The organism is Pseudomyxococcus flavus (genome assembly GCF_050038885.1).
In the GTDB taxonomy this organism is placed as follows: domain Bacteria; phylum Myxococcota; class Myxococcia; order Myxococcales; family Myxococcaceae; genus Myxococcus; species Myxococcus flavus.
The window spans coordinates 3,610,765-3,628,347 of sequence record NZ_CP143624.1 but is presented as its reverse complement, the minus strand read 5'-3'; the positions used below and the strand labels follow the sequence as shown (position 1 = coordinate 3,628,347).

Annotated in this window: 14 protein-coding genes; 11 read left to right on the top strand and 3 right to left on the bottom strand. The window is 73.1% G+C overall.

Going from position 1 to position 17,583, the window contains the following annotated elements; translation table 11 throughout:
* Positions 1–6: 6 nt before the first annotated feature.
* Positions 7–792: an alpha/beta fold hydrolase gene (locus tag VZL07_RS15180; RefSeq protein WP_426756252.1), complete on the bottom strand. Its 786-nt coding sequence runs from the start codon at positions 790–792 to the stop codon at positions 7–9.
* Positions 793–1,003: 211 nt separating this feature from the next.
* Between VZL07_RS15180 and VZL07_RS15175 the strand changes: the two genes are divergently transcribed.
* Positions 1,004–1,756, top strand: a complete 753-nt coding sequence (locus VZL07_RS15175) for an SAM-dependent methyltransferase (RefSeq protein ID WP_426756251.1) — start codon at positions 1,004–1,006, stop codon at positions 1,754–1,756.
* A gap of 162 nt (positions 1,757–1,918) precedes the next feature.
* Here VZL07_RS15175 and VZL07_RS15170 read toward each other — a convergent pair whose 3' ends face one another.
* Together VZL07_RS15170 and rhtA are read right to left on the bottom strand one after the other, a co-directional pair.
* Positions 1,919–2,578 carry a hypothetical protein gene (locus VZL07_RS15170; RefSeq protein WP_426756250.1) on the bottom strand — a complete coding sequence of 220 codons (660 nt, stop codon included), beginning with the start codon at positions 2,576–2,578 and terminating at the stop codon, positions 1,919–1,921.
* Positions 2,579–2,714: 136 nt separating this feature from the next.
* Positions 2,715–3,605, bottom strand: coding sequence for a threonine/homoserine exporter RhtA (gene rhtA, locus VZL07_RS15165; RefSeq protein ID WP_426756249.1), 891 nt, complete (start codon positions 3,603–3,605; stop codon positions 2,715–2,717).
* Positions 3,606–3,984: 379 nt separating this feature from the next.
* On the opposite strand from rhtA, the gene VZL07_RS15160 reads away from it, so the two are divergent.
* The 10 genes from VZL07_RS15160 to VZL07_RS15115 all read left to right on the top strand — a co-directional run bounded on the left by VZL07_RS15160 (position 3,985) and on the right by VZL07_RS15115 (position 17,577).
* The gene (locus tag VZL07_RS15160) at positions 3,985–4,203 is read left to right on the top strand and encodes a hypothetical protein (protein WP_426756248.1); all 219 of its coding nucleotides are present in this window, start codon (positions 3,985–3,987) and stop codon (positions 4,201–4,203) included.
* A complete protein-coding gene (locus tag VZL07_RS15155; protein ID WP_426756247.1) occupies positions 4,200–5,558 on the top strand; it encodes a sensor histidine kinase in 1,359 nt (452 codons plus the stop codon). The genes VZL07_RS15160 and VZL07_RS15155 overlap by 4 nt, the downstream gene beginning before the upstream one ends.
* Positions 5,555–6,292, top strand: coding sequence for a hypothetical protein (locus VZL07_RS15150; protein ID WP_426756246.1), 738 nt, complete (start codon positions 5,555–5,557; stop codon positions 6,290–6,292). The genes VZL07_RS15155 and VZL07_RS15150 overlap by 4 nt, the downstream gene beginning before the upstream one ends.
* Positions 6,289–7,170: an SAM-dependent methyltransferase gene (locus VZL07_RS15145; protein ID WP_426756245.1), complete on the top strand. Its 882-nt coding sequence runs from the start codon at positions 6,289–6,291 to the stop codon at positions 7,168–7,170. The genes VZL07_RS15150 and VZL07_RS15145 overlap by 4 nt, the downstream gene beginning before the upstream one ends.
* A gap of 147 nt (positions 7,171–7,317) precedes the next feature.
* Positions 7,318–7,683 carry a hypothetical protein gene (locus tag VZL07_RS15140; RefSeq protein ID WP_426756244.1) on the top strand — a complete coding sequence of 122 codons (366 nt, stop codon included), beginning with the start codon at positions 7,318–7,320 and terminating at the stop codon, positions 7,681–7,683.
* Between the two features lie 282 nt (positions 7,684–7,965).
* Positions 7,966–9,219 (top strand): metallophosphoesterase family protein, encoded by a 1,254-nt coding sequence (locus VZL07_RS15135; protein ID WP_426756243.1) that lies wholly within the window; start codon positions 7,966–7,968, stop codon positions 9,217–9,219.
* Complete coding sequence (locus tag VZL07_RS15130) at positions 9,216–12,440, top strand: AAA family ATPase (protein WP_426756242.1); 3,225 nt, start codon at positions 9,216–9,218, stop codon at positions 12,438–12,440. The genes VZL07_RS15135 and VZL07_RS15130 overlap by 4 nt, the downstream gene beginning before the upstream one ends.
* 87 nt (positions 12,441–12,527) lie before the next feature.
* Positions 12,528–13,418: an alpha/beta fold hydrolase gene (locus tag VZL07_RS15125; RefSeq protein ID WP_426756241.1), complete on the top strand. Its 891-nt coding sequence runs from the start codon at positions 12,528–12,530 to the stop codon at positions 13,416–13,418.
* Between the two features lie 195 nt (positions 13,419–13,613).
* Positions 13,614–14,309 (top strand): lysophospholipid acyltransferase family protein, encoded by a 696-nt coding sequence (locus VZL07_RS15120; protein WP_426757292.1) that lies wholly within the window; start codon positions 13,614–13,616, stop codon positions 14,307–14,309.
* An 82-nt stretch (positions 14,310–14,391) separates the two neighbouring features.
* Positions 14,392–17,577 carry a carboxypeptidase regulatory-like domain-containing protein gene (locus tag VZL07_RS15115; RefSeq protein WP_426756240.1) on the top strand — a complete coding sequence of 1,062 codons (3,186 nt, stop codon included), beginning with the start codon at positions 14,392–14,394 and terminating at the stop codon, positions 17,575–17,577.
* Positions 17,578–17,583 lie beyond the last annotated feature (6 nt).

Below are 17,583 nucleotides of genomic sequence, written 5' to 3'. Positions count from 1 at the left end.
AAGCGCTCAGGCTGGCTGGGTGCCGGCGAGGAAGGCGGACACCAGCGCCGCCGTCTCCGCCGGGCGCTCCACCTGTGGGTAATGGCCGGGGCCAGGCAGGTACACCAGGCGCGCGCGGCGAATCTTCGCCACCACGGACTCCCGCAGGAAGGGCGCCGGCAGGAAGGCGTCGTCCGTGGCCAGCACCAGCGCAGGCGCCGTAATCGCGGCCAGCTTGTCGGCGAAGCCCCCCGCAGTCCACGCGTCGAAGACGTGCTCGATGGCCGGCTGGCTGATGTCCATCGAGTCCTTCACCAGCGCCTCCAGGGCCTCCGGCGGCAGCTGCTTGCACGCGAGGCCGAGGATGGTCTGCTTCTTCTCGCGGCTCCCCGCCGAGGTGCGGAACAACCCCGCGGCCTCTGGAGGAAGCGGCAGGCCCGCGGCGGGCACGGAGTTGATGAGCACCAGCCCCTCGACGCGCTCCGGAACCTCCGCCGCCACCCACTGCACCAGCTGGCCGCCCATGCTGTGGCCCACCAGCGTGAAGCGCTGCGCCCCCGAGGCGTCCGCCACCGCCAGCACGTCGCTCGCCAGCGTCTCCAGGCCATAGCCCGTCTCCGGCCGGCCCGACTTGCCGGAGCCGCGCATGTCCGGAATCACCAGCCGCAGCCCGGACAGGTCCAGCCGCTCCACCAGTGAATCCCACACCGCGCCGGACACCATCCACCCGTGGACCAGCACGACGGTGCGCGGACCGTCACCCACGACCCGGTAGTGGAGTGACGTTCCGTCTTTCGCTGATGTCGAGGGCATGGCGCCTCCTCTGCACAAAATTGGATAAAGCAGGATTGTAGAAATCCGTGGAACCTCTAGCAAGCCATGGTTTTGGGCGGTTGGCTACCACCTACGCGGAGAGTGCGGCCGGAGCGAGGGCGCGATGCAGTGCGCCAGGGCGCACCCGGGGTATGCGTCCCGTCACCGCTCCAGCAGCGTGGGCAGGCGCTCTGGCAGACTCCGCGGCCTCATGGTGGATGAACGGGAAGGTGGCAGGGACGCGACGCGGCGGGAGCCCCGGCGCACGGTGTACTGCGAGGACGCGCTGGCGTGGCTGGAGGCGCAGCCGGTGCTGGAGGGGTGCTCGGCCATCGCATCCCTGCCGGACCTGTCCGAGTTCCCGTCGCTCTCGCTGGCGGAGTGGAAGGCGTGGTTCATCCGCGCGGCCGGGCTGCTCCTCTCGCGCGTGCCCCCGGACGGCGTGGCCATCTTCTACCAGACGGACGTGAAGGAAGCGGGCACCTGGGTGGACAAGGGCTACCTGGTGACGCGTGCCGCGGAGGAAGCGGGGGTCGACATGCTCTGGCACAAGGTGGTGTGCCGGCGGCCGCCCGGGACGGTGACGTTCGGCCGGCCCGCGTACTCCCACATGCTGTGCTTCTCGCGCGGCGTGCGCGTGGACATGGCGAAGTCCACGCCGGACGTCATGCCGGAGGCGGGCGAGGTGACGTGGACGCGCGGCATGGGCGTGGAGGCCTGCCTCATCGCGTGCCGCTTCCTCATGGAGCACACGCGGACGCGCACGGTGGTGGACCCCTTCTGTGGCCACGGCACCGTGCTGGCCGTGGCCAACGCGCTGGGCCTGGACGCGGTGGGCGTGGAGCTCAGCCGCAAGCGGGCGCGCAAGGCACGCAACCTGCGCGCGGAGCTGAAGGAGGGCACGCTGGTGCTCTCGGGCGCGCATGGCACGGGCGCGCCCGGCGGAGGCGACGACGCGCTGTAGTCACGTGGCCGGCACGCGGGGGCCCCGACGTGGCGCACCTCGCCTGGCAGCGCGCGGCATGGGCGCGCGAGCCATGGATACGGGCCCGCGGTGCTGCTTCGCAGCGCCCGTCGTCACGTCCTCCACCGCCGTCGGGGCGAAGGCCGCCCACGGACCCGCGCGCTACTTCGCCGCGCCCGTCGCCACGTCCTCCACCGCCGTCGGGGCGAAGGCCGCCGCCGGACCGGCCTCACGCGCCACGACGGCCTCCAGCTCGCCGATGAAGGCCGTGAAGAGCCGCTCCTCCAGCGCCAGCGCGGCCTCCAGCGTGGCGCCCACGGCGGTGAGGCGCGCGACGCAGGCGTCCTCGATGGTGCGCCGGTGGCTCTGCTCCTCGGTGACGACGCGCCCCAGCTCCTCGCGCACGCCCGGGTGGCGCGAGGCCGCCTTGTAGAGCGGATAGAGCACCATCGCGCGCCGCTCGATGGCGGTGGTGGTGAGCAGGTAGTGCAGGTAGACGTCCGGCGCGCCGGTGAACGCGGTGGCCCAGGCGGCCAGCTCGTGGTCCAGCGCCTGGAAGTAGCGGCCCGCCGCCTCCGGGCAGAGGAACGCGGTGATTTCCGCGCCGGCCACCTCGGCGGACAGGCGCTTGAACGCGAACGCGTGGCGCGTCTCGTCGGCGAGGTGGCCCAGCACCTCCAGCGACGGGTGCCGGTCCGCGACCGTGCGCGAAATCTTCCGCGCGCCGATGAACTCCATGAGGGACAGGGTGTGCAGCCAGCGCGCCTCCAGCTCGGGCGTCTGGGCCAGCTGACGGAGCACGGCCAGGATTCGGTCACGCATGTGGCCGTCCTCTAGCGCGGCGCCGCGCCCCTTGCGAGCCCGAAGAGGGCCTGGGGGCGCGCGCGGCGCCGCGCCACCCGGGGCGCACGGGCGCGGGAGCCTCGTCCCATCCAGCACCGGACATCACCGCCCGCCGTCACGCCGGCGCCGCCTTCTCCTCCGCCGCCTTCCGAGACGTCGCGGAGCTGCCCACGGACGCGAGGATGATGCAGCCGATGGCCACCCACTGCACCAGCGACAGGCGCTCGTCGAGCAGCAGGAGCCCCGACACCGCCGCCAGCGCCGGCTCCAGGCTCATCAGGATGCCGAACGTGCGCGTGGGGAGCGCCTTGAGCGCGTACATCTCCAGGGAGTACGGCAGCGCGCTCGACAGCACCGCCACGCCCAGGATGATGGGCAGCAGCGTCACGTCCAGCAGCTTCGTTCCCGCGTGCGCCACGCCGAAGGGCAGCACGAGCAACGCCGCGATGAACATGCCCAGCGACGCCGCCGTGCCCCCGTGGACGGCGCCTCCGGCCCGCTGGCCGAAGAGGATGTAGAGCGCCCAGCACGTGGCGGCCACCAGCGCCCAGAAGACGCCCATCCAGTCCAGCGCCCGCGACGTCTCGGCCAGCGGAAGAATCAGCAGGATGCCGGCCACGGCCAGCAGCGCCCACACGAAGTCGAGCGGCCGGCGCGTGGAGAAGAGCGCCAGGGCCAGCGGCCCGGTGAACTCGATGGCGACGGCAATCCCCAGCGGGATTCGCTCCAGCGCCAGGTAGAAGGTCAGGTTCATCCCGCCCAGCGCCGCGCCGTAGATGGCCACCGCCTGCAAGTCCTTACGGGAGAGCCGCTGGCGCCAGGGGCGGAACACCGCCGCCAGGATGAGCGCCGCGAAGAACACCCGCAGCGCCGTCGCGCCCGAGGCGCCCAGCACGGGAAAGACACGCTTGGCCAGCGAGGCTCCCGTCTGGATGGAGGTCATCGCCACCAGCAGCGTGAGGACAGCCACCGTCACGGGGCCCGGACGGGTCAAGACTCGAGACATACCGCGCACCTCTTCCACCTCGCCCACTGTCCACCCCGTACCACCCTCCTGCCCCGCAGGGTGAGGAGAACACGCTGGACAACACTCGCCCGGCCAGGAGTTTGACGGGACTTGGGACCGTTCGCTTTGCTCGGTGGTGAAACGACTGTGCCAGGCCCCGGGGGGAGCCAGCATGAATCCAAGAGTCCGAGAAATACGGTTTCATCCGCTTCGCACGCGACGAGAATGTCCACCGCGCTGGGATGCCCGCACGGGTGCACCCGCGCCCGTCCGGACCCGGCCCCGGGTCATCGGACCGGAAGAAAGCACCCCGCGCGCCGAGCCCCTGCCTGCCAGCGCGCTGGCGGACTACCTGTCGCGCAGCCACCAGCTGGGGGCCATGGAAGGCCCGCTGGGCGCCCGCGTGCTCAACCCCGCGCTCCAGCCCGTGCTGGAGGCCCTCCACCACGTGCTCGCGGGCGGCGAGGTGGCGGTGCACGTCCTCCGGCGTGGCAACGCGGACATCGTCCATGAGCTGAACCTCCGGGCCGAGCGCGTCACCGTGGAGTCCGCCCATCTGGACACGGAGGCGGGTGACACCCTCTCCGCCACCGTATGAGCGCGCGCACCGCCGGGCGCCAGGCCGTCCTGGCCTCGTTCCGGCGATGGGTTCGCGCCCAGAACGCCGCAGAGGTGATGGCCGCCTCGGGCCTGGGCCCGTGGCTCGCGCTGTGCGCCTTCGTGCCGGGCATGCTCGCCATGGCGGCCTGGGCCCCGGGCGCGCGGAGCTTCTTCGGCATCCACTTCGGGACGGCGCTGCTGTGTGCCGTGCCCATGCTGGCCAGTGGTGTGCTCTTCTCGCTCGTCCACCGGCGGCGCCGCCGCATCGAGCCCTGGGGCTGGGTGTGGCTGGCCGCCGGCGTGGCGGCGATGCACTTCTTCCTGGCCGCGCTGATGGCGCTGTCGGCGCTGCCGGGGGCGGCCGTCATCGCCTCGCTGTTCCTCTTCGCCACCGCCTTCCACGGCCGGCTGCACCGGGTGACGCCGCGCCAGCCCTTCCTCGCGCTGGGCACCGCGGTGGCGCTGGGCCTGGCCCTGCCCCTGCGCGGCAGCGACGAGCACCTGGCGCTCTTCGGCGTCATCGGGCCCGCGGCGCTCACCGCCGAGCTGTACCTGGGGACCTTCGCCGTGCAGCATGACCGGGCCCGCGCGGACGCGGAGCGCCTGCGCGCCGCCGTGCACGCCCAGCTGCTGGAGCAGCAGGAGCGCGACGTGGGCCGCCTGTCGCAGGCGCTGGCGGAAATCCTCGGCTACCACCACGACATCGACAACGCCCTCATGGCCGCGGGCAGCGCGGCGGACATGCTGGCCGTGCTGGGCGCCCCTCGCCTCGCGCCGGGCCGCTCCGAGTTCGAGGAGCTGCTCCGGCGGCTCAACCAGAGCCTGGCGCGGATCCGGGACACGGTGACGGACGCCCGCACCAAGGGCCGCCGCCACGCCGGCACGGAGCCCGAGCCCGTGGAGCTGGCGCCGGTGCTGGACTCGGTGCAGGCCAGCGTGGGCCTGCGCTTCCCGGACGTGGACATCCAGGTGGAGGTGGAGCAGCCCGCCGCGCCCCTGCGCGCGCTCATGCGCGGCGGCGCGCCCACGCTGCGGCGGGTGGTGGAGAACCTGGTGCTCAACGCCTGCGAGGGCGACGGCGAGGAGGGCGCGGCGCGGGTCCACATCCACGCGCGCGTGGAGCCGCTCAGCGGGCGCCTGGAGGTCGTCATCACCGATGACGGGCCGGGCTTCCCACCCGGGCAGCTCAGCCGGCCCGCGGAGGCGCTCTACACCAGCAAGGCCCACGCGACGGGCCTGGGCCTCTACACCAGCGAGTGCCTGCTGCGCGCCAGCGGCGGCATGCTGCACCGGCAGAACGCGGCCGGAGGCGGGGCCGTGCTGCGCATGGTCCTTCCCAGGGAGTACCCATGAGCGGAGGAGCCCTGTACCAGGAGTCGCTGCGCGCGCTGCGCCGGCTGGCGCTGCCGGAGGTGTCCGAGCGGGACGTGCTCGCGGCGATGGAGGCGGCGCAGCCGGGCCCGCTGGCCCTCTTCTATGAAGCGGGCGCGGAGGCCGGGCTGCCTCGGAGTGCCCTGCTGGCGCGGGGCGCGGGGCTCTTCCTGAGCTTCTGCGCGGGCAACCTCGCCGACGACCTCATCGACGGCGAGTGCACGTACCACGACCCGCCCGTCCGCGTGGGGCCGTGCGTGCAGTTCATCCTCCAGAACCTGGCCTTCGCCACGCTGTGTGGCGCGCAGGCCCAGCTGCCGGGCCCGGTGCTGGAGGAGGCCGTCCGCACCCTGGCGGTGGCCGCCGGTCCGCAGGCGCTGGAGGTGCGCGCGCGCGAGTGGACGGCGCCGCTGTTCCGCCAGGTGGCGGAGGGCATCGCTGGCCAGCAGTGGGCCGCGTACCTGCAGGTGCTGTGGGCGGGCACGGTGCTGGAGCCCCGCGCGGCCGCCGCGGGCCGGGCGCTGGGCGTGGCGGCGCACGTGGCGGAGGACATCCGCTCGCGCGATGTGCGCTTCACCCGCATGCCCGAGGCGGACCGACATGAAATCGTGGACTGGGCCCGGGCGGCCACCCAGTCACTGCGCCGCCAGGACCTGCGCTGCCTGGACGCGGCGCTGCGCCGCATCGAACCGATGCTGCCGGAGGGGAAATCATGAGGGCCGAAGCCGTGGAACCCGAGTGGAGACGCGACGAGGTGAGCGCGTACTACGAGGCGAAGACGGAGCGGCTGCTCCAGCGATACGGGCCCGGCCCCCGGGTGCACTACCACTCCGGGTTGGTGGACGTGCTGCCTCCGCCGGGCGCTCCGCCCGAGGCGCTGCGCGCGAGCGTCCACGCCGCGCAGGAGGCGATGCTGGTGGAGCTGGCGCGCGCCGTGGGCCGCTTCCCGGACGGCGGCGAGGTGCTGGACGTGGGCTGCGGCCTGGGCGGCGGCGCGCTCTTCTGGGCCACCGAGCATCGGGCCCAGGTGACGGCGGTGACGAACGTGCCCTCGCACGTGGCGCTCGTGCAGGGCTTCGCGGAGGCCGCGGGCGTGGGCACGCGCGTGCGCCCCCTGCTCTGCGACGCGCTGGCGGTGCCGGGCCGCGCCGCGTTCGACGCGGTGGTGGCGGTGGAGAGCGCCTGCTACCTGCCCCGCGCCGAATGGTTCCGACGCACGCGGACGCTGCTCAAGCCCGGAGGCGTGGTGGCCATCGCCGACTGCTTCCTGGGCCGCTCGGAGCTGGCCGCGCCCTTCGACCGGTACTGGCGCACACGCATCGGCTCGGTCGACGAATACCTGTCCGCCGCGCACGCCGCGGGGCTGGAGCTGGAGGTGCGCGACGACGTGTCCTCGCGCGTGGTGGGCTTCTGGTCGCTGACGCTGGAGCTGCTGGTCCACGAGCGCGCGTCCGCCTCCCCCACCCAGCACCCGCTGCGCGCGCTGGCGCAGGCCGGCCGCGGAGAATCCAGCCGCGAGCACCTGCGCCTGCAACAGGCGCTGATGGACGGAGGTCTGGAGTACGCGCTGCTCGTGCTCCGCCGGCCCGCCTGACATCGCGAGCAGCGCCGCGAGGGACTGCGGGCGCCTGCCTGGCTGGCCGCTGCCTGAACAGTCACACGCAACGGCCGAAAGGGCGGGGTGCGGTACGGGAGGACCGGCCCCAGCCTTGGGCAAGTCGCTACTCAGGGAGGAATCGCGATGCAGGTTCTCAAGCGTTGGATGGTGCTGGGCGCGGTGGCCGCCGTGGTGGGTATCACGGGATGCAGGGAGCAGGGCCGTGGCGGCCAGGGGAGCCCGGGCATGGAGGAAGGCACGGGCGGCGGCGGCCAGGGCGGCCAGCAGCCCCCCTCGGGCGGGGGCATGGGCGACACCGGCGGCGGTACCGGAAGTACCGGCGGTACGGGCGGCAGCGGCCAGGAGATGCAGGGCATGGACGCGGGCACCGGCGGCAGCGGCCAGGAGATGCAGGGCATGGACGCGGGCACCGGCGGCTCCGGTTCCGACATGATGAACCAGGACCAGCGCGGCATGGACACGGGCACGCAGAGCCCCGAAGGCCAGTAGTCGCGCCGCGCTGGGCAACCTGCGGGGACTCGGCGGGGCCCGGGAGGTTCCTGGGCTCCGTCCGCGTCATGACCCGCGCACGGGCAACCTGACCGGTGGGGCTCGCCGCTCCGGGTGAGACGCCCCGTGGGAACGTGGCTCTGTCCTGGCCACCACACCCCGTGTGGCGGCGATTCGACGCATTCCGGGAACAAAGGGAGGGGTTGCTGTCGGCCAGCGACCGAGCGTCCGGACCGGAAAGTCGGGTCACCTGGCCGCATCGGGTACGGTGGGTGGCGCGCCATGCCCTTCAAGTACGTTCATGCCGCCGACCTGCACCTGGACACGCCCTTCCGGGGCGTCGCGACCCAGGGGCCGCTCCTCGGACGCTTCCAGGACGCCACGTTCCGCGCGCTCACGCGAATCACCGACCTGTGCCTGCGCGAGCGGGTGGCCTTCCTGCTGCTCGCCGGGGACCTCTTCGACATGAAGGACCGCTCGGTGCGCGCGCGGCTGGCGCTGCGGCGCGAGCTGGGCCGGCTGGACGCGGCGGGCATCTCCACCTTCATCGTGCACGGCAACCATGACCCGCTCAGCGGCGACACCGGCGCGCTGGGGCTGCCCGCGTCGGTGAAGGTGTTCGGCCCGGACTGGGAAGAGGTGGAGGTGAAGCGCGAGGGCCGGCGCCTGTGCCGCGTGCAGGGCATCTCGTATCCCGACGTGGAGGTGCGCGACGACCTGTCCGCGCGCTTCCGCCGCACCGGCGATGGCTTCACGGTGGGCCTGCTGCACGCCAACCTGGGCGGCGTGGAGGGCCACGCCAACTATGCGCCCTGCACCCCCGCGGGCCTGGGCTCGCGCGGGCTGGACTACTGGGCGCTGGGCCACGTGCACACGCGGGCCGAGCACACGCTGCCGGGCGGCGGCGTGGCGGTGTACCCCGGCAACCCGCAGGGCCGTCACGCGAACGAGACGGGCCCGCGCGGGTGCATGCTGGTGGAGGTGGAGGACGGCGGCATGCGGCGCCGCTTCGTGCCGGTGGACGGCGTGCGCTGGCACAAGCTGGAGGTCCCGCTGTCCGGCGTCGGCACGCTGGATGGCCTGCTGGCCACCGCGCTGGAAGTGGTGGAGTCGCGCTGCGCGCCGGAGCTGGACGGGCATGCGGTGCGGCTCATGCTCACCGGCCGCGGCCCCCTGCACCGCGAGCTGGCCCGGCCCGGCGCGCTGGCGCAGCTGGAGAACGACCTGCGCGAGCAGCTCGCGCGGAGTCATCCTCCGGTGCTGCTGGAGTCGCTGCGCGACGGCAGTCGTCCGGAGGTGGACCTGGAGGCGGTGTGCGCGGCCGGCGGCTTCGCGCGCACGCTGCTGGACGAGGTGGGGTTCCTCGCGGAGGACCCGGAGGCCCTGGCGCGGCTCTGGGAGGAGGAGGCGCTGGGCACGCTGAGCCAGCGGCTGAAGCGCCTGGGCGTGGACGCGCTGGAGGCGCCGCGGGCGGAGTGGATGGTCCAGGCGGGGCTGCGCGGCGTGGAGTCGCTGCACGAGGAGGAGTCCTCATGAAACCCGGGCTGCGCATCGACGCGATGCACGTGCTGGGCTTCGGCCGCTTCTCGGGCCTCACGCGCGAGCTGGGTCCGGGGCTGCACCTGCTGTATGGCCCCAACGAGGCGGGGAAGAGCACGCTGCTGGCCTTCCTGCGCAGCATGCTTTTCGGCTTCGAGAAGCGCGGGCAGCCGGAGCGGTACGAGCCGGCCCACGGCGGCGCTTTCGGTGGCGAGCTGACGCTGTCCACCAGCGGCGGCACGCTGCGGGTGCGCCGCATCGCGAGCCGGCGCGCGTCGGAAGGCGAGCTGTCGGTGCACAACGCGGAGGGGCAGGAGCTGTCGAAGGAGTGGCTGGAGGGTGCCCTGGCCCACGTGTCGCGCGAGCTGTTCTTCGACGTGTTCGCCTTCCGCCTGGATGAGCTGGCCGGCTTCGAGCGGCTCACCGAGCAGCGAGGCGCCTCCGAGGCCCTCGTCGCCGCCAGCATGCGCGGCGCGCGCCGGCTGCCCGAGGTCATGGACCAGCTGCGCAAGAGCACCGAGGGCATCTACAAGCCCAACGGCGTGAAGCCGTCCCTCAACGAGACGCTGAAGGCGCTCGAGGACGTGCAGGCGCGGCTGCGGCAGGAAGGCGACCGGCCCGCGCGCTACTTCGCGGAGAAGGCGCGGCTGGGCGCCCTCGTCGAGGAGCAGCGGGTGCTGGAGGCGGACCTGCTGGAGATGGGCGCCGGGCTGGAGCGGCTGACGCGGCTGGAGGCGGCGCTGGGGGACGTGGCGGCGCTGACGCAGGCCAGGGCCGAGCTGATGACGCTGCCCGTGCTGAAGACGTTCCCCGAGGCGGGCGAGTCGCGGCTGGAGGAAGGATTGAACCGGCGCAGGACCCATCGCGCGGAAGGGGCCCGGCTGGCGGAGCGGCTCGCGACGGTGGACGCCGGGCTGGAGCGGCTGGCCGCGCCCTCGGGGGTCCGTGGCCGCGAGGAGGCGCTGGGCCTGGCGCTGTCGGCGTACACCGAGCGCGCGGTGCTGCTGCGCGCCCTGCCCTCCCGGCGGGCCGCGCTGGCGGAGAAGCAACGGCAGGTGGAGCTGGCGCTGCGAGAGCTGGGCCTGCCCGTGGATGGGCCCGGCCTGCTCGCGCTGGACTTGAGCGCCAGCGTCCGCGTGACGCTGGAGGAGCTGGCCTTGCGGCTGGGCGCCGCCGAGGCCGCGCACCGCGAGGCGGAGGGCACGTGGGCGCGGGCCGTCTCGGAGCGGGAGCGGCTGGACGGCGCGCTGGCGCGCGTGGACGCGGAGCTGGCGACGCTGCCCCAGGAGCGGACATCGCAGCTGCGCCAGCAGCAGGCCGGCCTGGGGCGGCTGCGCGCGGTGCGCAGTGAGATGGAGCGCCTGTCGGAGCAACGCGCCGAGCTGCACCGGCAGTTCGAGAGCGTCCGCACGCAAGGCGAGCCGCAGGTCACCGCGGCGGTGCTGCCCATCTGGTGGGTCCCGGCCGTCGCGGTGGTGGCGGTGGCGCTCGCGGTGACGGCGTGGCTGCTGGCGGGGAACACCGTGGGCGCGCTGTGCCTGGTGGGCGGGCTGCTGCTGACGGGCGTGCTGGAGCTGGCGCGTCGCCGTGTGGAGGCGGCGCGCGACGCGGACGTGGCGGCGCAGGGGGCTCGCCAGCGCTGGCGGCAGCAGGAGGAGGAGCGGCTGCGCTCGGCGCTGCTGGCGCTGTCGGCGCGGGAGGAGCTGCTGCACCGCGAGCTGCTGGCCGCCGCCGCCGAGGCCGGGCTGAACCTGGTGGCGACGGCCGCTGACATGGCGGCGCGCGAGGCAGCGCTGGCGGACGCGCTGGAGCGGGCCGGCCGGCGCGAGCTGCTGGAACGCGAGCAGGAGAAGCTGCGCGCCGAGCACACCGCCGCCCTGCGCGAGGAGCATCGTGCGAGCGAGGCGGTGGGCGAGGCGGAGTCGCGGCAGGGGCAGCTGGGCGCCGAGCTGGCGACGCACCTGTCCGCGCGGTGCTTCCCGCCCACGCTGGCCGCGTCCGCGGCGCTGACGCTGTGGCGGGATGCGGCGGCGCTGCGGCAGCGGCTGCTGGACGTGGGCGCGGAGGAAGCGGCGCTCGCGGTGGACGCGGGGGCCTGTGAGCAGGTGACGTCACGCCTGTGGGCGGAGGCCGTGGCGGCGGGGCTCGTCGCGCCCCCCGCGGAGCCCCCTGTCCTGGACGCGAGCGTACTGGAGCCCGTGGCCACGCGGGTGGCCGCGGCGCTGGAGCAGGAGCGCGCGCGGAGCCTGGAGCGCCGGACGTTGGAGGAGCGCCGCGCCGAGCTGCGGGCGGAGAAGGCGCGGCTGGACGGGCTGTGCCATGACGAGGAGGCGGCGCTGGCGACGCTGCTGGCCGAGGGTGGTAGCGCCGACGAGGAGACCTTCCGGCGCCGGGCGGCGCAGGCCCGCCGGTACGCGGAGCTCACGGGCCGGACGCGGGAGCTGTCCCACCGCATCGAGGCGCGCACGGGCCTGTCGGAGACGTCCGCGCGGCAGGCGCTCATGGACGTGGGCGGCGAGCAGGGCCTGCGCGCGGAGCTGGAGGCCTTGCGCGGGAAGCTGGCCGAAGCGCAGGAGCGTCAGAAGGTGGTGCTCACGGAATGCGGGGCGCTCCGCCACCAGCTGGAGCAGTGGGAGAACGACGACGCGCTGGCGAAGCTCCGCATCGTCGAGGAGTCCCTGCGGGCCAGGGCCGCCGAGCTGGCGAAGCAATACGCGGCGGACCGGCTGACGCTCGCGCTGCTGGCGCGGGCCCGGCGCCGCTTCGAGGAGGAGCAGCAGCCGCGCGTGGTGCAGCTCGCCTCGGAGCACTTCGCCGCGCTCACCCAGGGCCGCTACCCGCGAGTCTTCATCCCCTCGGGCGGGGAGCGCGAGCTGCGCGTGAGCGATGGCCAGCGCGACTGGAGCGCGGCGCAGCTCTCCCGGGGGACGCGCGAGCAGCTCTACCTCGCGTTCCGGCTGGCGGTGGTGCGCGACTTCGGCGAGACGCGCGGCGCCCTGCCGCTCATCGTGGACGACGTGCTGGTGAACTTCGACCCGGAGCGGGCGCGCGGCGCCATCCACCTGCTGGCGAAGCTCTCCGAGCACCAGCAGGTCATCGCCTTCACGTGCCACCCCTGGCTTCGCGACGCCTTCGCCGCCGAGGGCGCCCGGGTGCAGGCGCTGGACGTCCCCCCGAGCGAGCCCCCGCTCCCGGTGCCCGTGCTGAAGGCCGGGTAGGTCTGCCGCCAGGACGGCGTGCTCGGAACGTATTGAGTGCCATGGAGGCCGTGTCAGGCTCCCTCCAGGGCCTCGACCATCCGCGACATGACGACGACCGACTTGCAGGGCCCCGAGCGCCTGGGGACGACGCCGCTGCCCGATGGCCGCGTGCTGGGATGGAGCGAGTGGGGCTCCGCCTACGGCAGGCCCGTGTTGCTTTGCCCGGGTGCGGCGACGAGCCGCTGGCTGGGCTTCGGCGCGGACGCGCTCAGGAGGCAGGGCGTCCGGCTCATCTCCATCGACCGACCAGGACTGGGAGCCTCCACACCCGCGCCTCGGCGCAACCTCCTGGACTGGGCCACCGACGTCCAGCACTTCTCCGCCGCTCGGGAGCTGCGCGGGCTGCTCGCGGTGGGGTTCTCCCAGGGCGCGCCGTTCGCGCTCGCCTGCGCGGCCGCTCGGGTCGTGGAGGGCGCCGCCATCGTCTCGGGGGGAGATGAGCTGGCGCACCCGGCGCTGCGGGGACTGCGCCATCCCGACGTCGCGCGGCTGGTGGTGCTCACCGCCACGGAGCCCGCCCGAGCCGAGGCCTTCTTCGCGGGGATGAGCGTCCAGATGATGTGGGACATGGTCATCGGCATGAGCTGCGAGGCCGACCGCGCCGTGTATACCGAGCCGCGCTTCGCCGAGGCGTACCGGCGCGCCCTGGAGGAGGGCTTCGCGCAGGGCGCGGCGGGCTATGCGCGGGACACGGTGCTGGCCATGTCTCGCTGGCCCTTCGAGCTGGAGGCGCTCACCGTGCCCGTGGACCTCTGGTACGGTGGCCTCGACACGAGCACGGTCCACTCGCCCGACCAGGGGCGGACGCTCGCCCGGAGAATCCCCACCGCGCGGCTCCACCTGGAACCCGACGCGGGCGGCGCGCTCCTGTGGACACATGCCGAGCCTATTCTCTCGGCGCTGCTCGCCCGATGCGCCCAGCGCGGAAGCCCCTGACTTTCCGTCCGCCATGCGGCTCGAACGCTGGGTGAAGCGGTGCCGGAGTCCCTTCGCCCGAAGCTTCAGGCCAAGACACCGCGCCGCGGCACCGCCAAGTACAGGCCCACAAGCCACGGGCCTGTGGCACACTGCCGCGCCATCCGACTCCTGTTCTCCATCGTCTTCTGGGCGTTTCTGGTGGTCTCCAGCACGGTGCTCTTCGTGGGCGCCCTCCTGGTCTGGGCCGTCACGCTGCCGTTCGACCGGAACGGGCGCATCCTGCACCTGTATTCGTGCTTCTGGGCGCAGCTCTACTTCTACGTCAACCCGCTCTGGCACCTGAAGGTCGACGGCCGCGAGCACCTGCCCTGGAAGGGCGCGGCGGTGCTCGTGTCCAACCACGAGTCGCTCGGCGACATCCTGGTCCTCTTCGGCCTCTACCGTCCCTTCAAGTGGGTCTCCAAGGCGTCGAACTTCAACCTGCCCCTCATCGGCTGGAACATGCGGTTCAACCGCTATGTCCCCCTGGTGCGCGGAGACAAGGCGAGCATCGCGAAGATGATGGCCCAGTGCGAATACTGGCTGTCGCGCGGCGTGCCCATCCTCATGTTCCCCGAAGGCACGCGCTCGTCCGACGGCAACGTGAAGCCCTTCAAGGATGGCGCCTTCGTGCTGGCCATGAAGCAGCGCTGCCCCGTCATCCCCGTGGTCCTCACCGGCACCGCGCGTACCCTGCCCAAGCATGGCCTGGTGCTGGACACCACCGCCCGCTGCCACGTCCAGGTCATGCCCCCCGTGGACCCCAGCGCGTTCGAAGACGTGCCCGCCCTGCGTGAGCACGTCCGGAATCTCATCATCTCGGAAAAAGCGCGCATCGAGGCGCAGACGCGAGACGCCTCCGGCGCATAGCCCCCTCTTCCTCTAGAGCGCAGCCCCGGTCCAAGATGGACGCCGGGTTCGAGGCAGGGCACGCCCCGGGGGACACCACACCATGCGCAAGCAGCCAGCGGTCAGGGTGGCACTCGGCGTGTTCGCGCTGGTGCTGGCGGTGGCGTTCGTGCGCTTCCGGACGGGCACCTCGGAAGACGAAGCACCCACGAAAACCTCACAGGCGACGTCCCGCCCGCGCACGGTGTCCAGCGCCCCCACTCCACCTCCGCATGGCAACCATGTGCTCCGCGGACGCGTGCTCGACACGCAGCGCCGTCCCGCCCCAGGCATCACCCTCTCCGCCACGCGCGCCATGCCCGGCGAGTCCCTGTCCGCGCTGCTCTGTGACTCCGCGCCAGACGTCCCGCTATCCTCCGGCGATTGCATCGGCGAGTCCGAGGAACGGGTGCGAAGCCTCGTCGAGGCAGGCCATGGCGCTTCCCCGGTGGTTGCCCAGGCCGTGAGCGCGCCGGACGGCACGTTCGTGCTCAGCGGACTGCCGGAGGGCACCGTAGCGCTCTGGGCCATCGGTGAGCGGCACGCCGCCCTGGCGCTGGACGTCCCCACCCGCACGGAGGATGTGGAGCTCGTCCTCGAAGAAGGCCTCTTCCTTCCTGGCCGCGTCGTCGACGAGTCCGGCAGGCCGTTGCCCGGCGCGCGCGTGACGCTCTTCCACCAGGCGCACTCCCGCTTCTTCGCGGCCCAGGCCGATTCGGAGGGCCGCTTCGCCTTCGGCCCCTTGCCTCCGGGGGACTACACCCTCGTCGCCGCCAGCGAGGGCCTGCTGACGGACTCCCTCCAGGACGTGGACGAGGAGGTCATCGACCCCGTCGTCCTCCACCCGCCCCGGCGGCTGTCGGGACGCGTGCTCGCCGACGAGGCGCCCGTGGCGGGAGCGGAAGTCCATGTGGAGCACACCTCGCAGGCGGGCGTGACGGACGCGCAGGGCCGCTTCTCCTTCGACTCGCTCGCGCCAGGCGACTACGAGGTGCGCGCCGAACACCAGGGCGAGTACGGCTTCGCCGCGGTGACGCTGACCGAGGAAGGCGGAGACGCGGACGCCACCGTGCGGCTGGGAACGCACGTGTACCTGGAAGGCACCGTGCGCGACGAGTCCGGCCGCCCCATCCGCGAGGCCTCGGTGGGCGCCGCCCCGCCGAGAGGCCAGGCGCCGCCGGTGGACTACGCCGCCACGTCGGCGGATGGCCGGTTCCGATTGGGGCCGCTGCGGCTCGAGCCCTATGTCTTCAACGTCGTGGCCTCCGGCTACCAGGGCCTGCTGCATGAGGACACCCCCGCGCCCGGCCTGCGTCTGGACTTCACCCTCCCGAGCGCCTACCTGGTCCAAGGCGCCGTCACCGACGCCCAGGGCAACCCCGTGGCCGACGTGGAGGTCGCCCTCGACGACCAGGAGCGCGACGAGGCGGAGACGGAGCTCCAGGACGTGGAGACCGTCACCTCGGATGCAAACGGCCGCTTCGAGCTGGCGTTCCCCAGGCCCGGGCGTCACACCCTCGTCTTCACCAGCGAGAGCCACTTGGAAGAGCGCATCCTGGCGAGCGCGCCCGGCTCGGGGCTTCGTGTGGTGCTGCGCGGGGCAGCCCGGGTGGAAGGCACCGTCACGAGCTCCCGGGGAACGCCCATCCGCCGCGTCGCCGTCACCCTGGTGGATGATGAGACGAAACAGCGCTCCTGGCAGGTCCAGAGCGACGAGGAGGGGCACTTCTCCATCGGTGGAGTTCCACCGGGCCGTTACACCTTGAGGGCCGGAGCGGACATCGGCTCCGTGACCCGGCAGGCGACGCAAACCCTCACCGTCCACGGCACCGAAACCGTGGAGACCTCACTGCAGTTGGACACAGGGGAGCCCATCTCCGGCATCGTGGTGGACGAGCTCGGACGCCCGGTGGCGAACGCGATGATTGACGCGAACTCGCTCGACACGAAGGGCCGAGGCGTCCTCCCCGCAATCGCCTACAGCGACGCGGAGGGCCGCTTCACCTTGAACCACCTGGCGGACGGCGCGAGCTCGCTGCGCGCATCGAAGGACGGCTATGCCTTCGAGGCCACCGAGCCCCTGGCCCCTGGCGTCAGCCCTTCCGCGGTGCTCGCGAAGTCTGGAGCGCGCGACGTGCGCCTGGTGCTGCGCAGCCAGGGCCACATCCATGGTCGCCTGGTGCGCGAGGATGGCTCGCCCATCACGCGATTCACCCTCAACGAGCAGTCCTTCCGAGACCCGCGCGGCGCCTTCCAGTTCGCCGCCCTCATGGCCGGCGAGCAGCGGCTGAGCTTCGAGGCCCCCGGACTGACGCGGGCCGTGCACGTGGTGCAGGTCGCCGCGGGAGAGGACCTCGACCTGGGTGAGGTGCGGCTGGTGGCAGGCCGCAAGGTGCGCGGCCGGGTGGTGGACGCGGAGACGTATCAGCCCCTGGTGGACGCCATCATCGAGGTCCACCTGCCGGGCGAAGGCGGCTCGATGGAGGAAACCACCCCGGTGGCCGTGGCCGTCACTGGTACCGACGGAGCCTTCACCTTCCCACCGCTGGAGGCACGTCCGCTGGACGTGCTGGTCCAGACGAACCTGGGCCACCCGCTGCGGCGCCAGCACATTGGCACGGGTGACGAGAACCTGGAGCTTCGGATCCCCCCCGGTGCGCGGGTGGAAGGCACCCTCACGGACCGCGACGGGAAGCCCGTGGACGCCATCGTGCATCTCATACCCGACGCCCAGGGCACCTCCTTCCCCGTCGAGGAGGAGACGGGGTCTTTCCTGGCCGAGCACGTCCCCGAGGGGACCTACACCCTGTCCGCCTCCGTGGGCCGCACGGCAGAGGGCCGCAGCGTGACCATCCTCCCGCGGCGCGTGACGATTCCGCCCATGGGGAAGGTGGCGTTCGCGCTCACCGAGACCACCGGCGGCGGCACGCTGCGGCTCGACGTCCGGATGCCGCCCATCCCTCCGGGGACGGGACAATACACGGCGCTGCTGGCGGGCACGCTTCCACCCGGCATCTCCGGCAGGGACCTGCGCAATCGCGCCCGCTTCGGGGACATCCGCGCCTCCACGAAGAGCCACGGCACCGAGCACGTGTACGAGCAGCTTCCAGGTGGACGCTACACGTTCATCGTCCTCCTGGAGGTGGAGGACTCGCCTCCGCGCTTCGAGCTCCACCGGGAGGAGCTCTCCCTCGCGGAGGGCGCAACGCTGGCGCGCGAAATCCAGGTGGCGCCCCGCCCCATCCCCTGAGGGCCT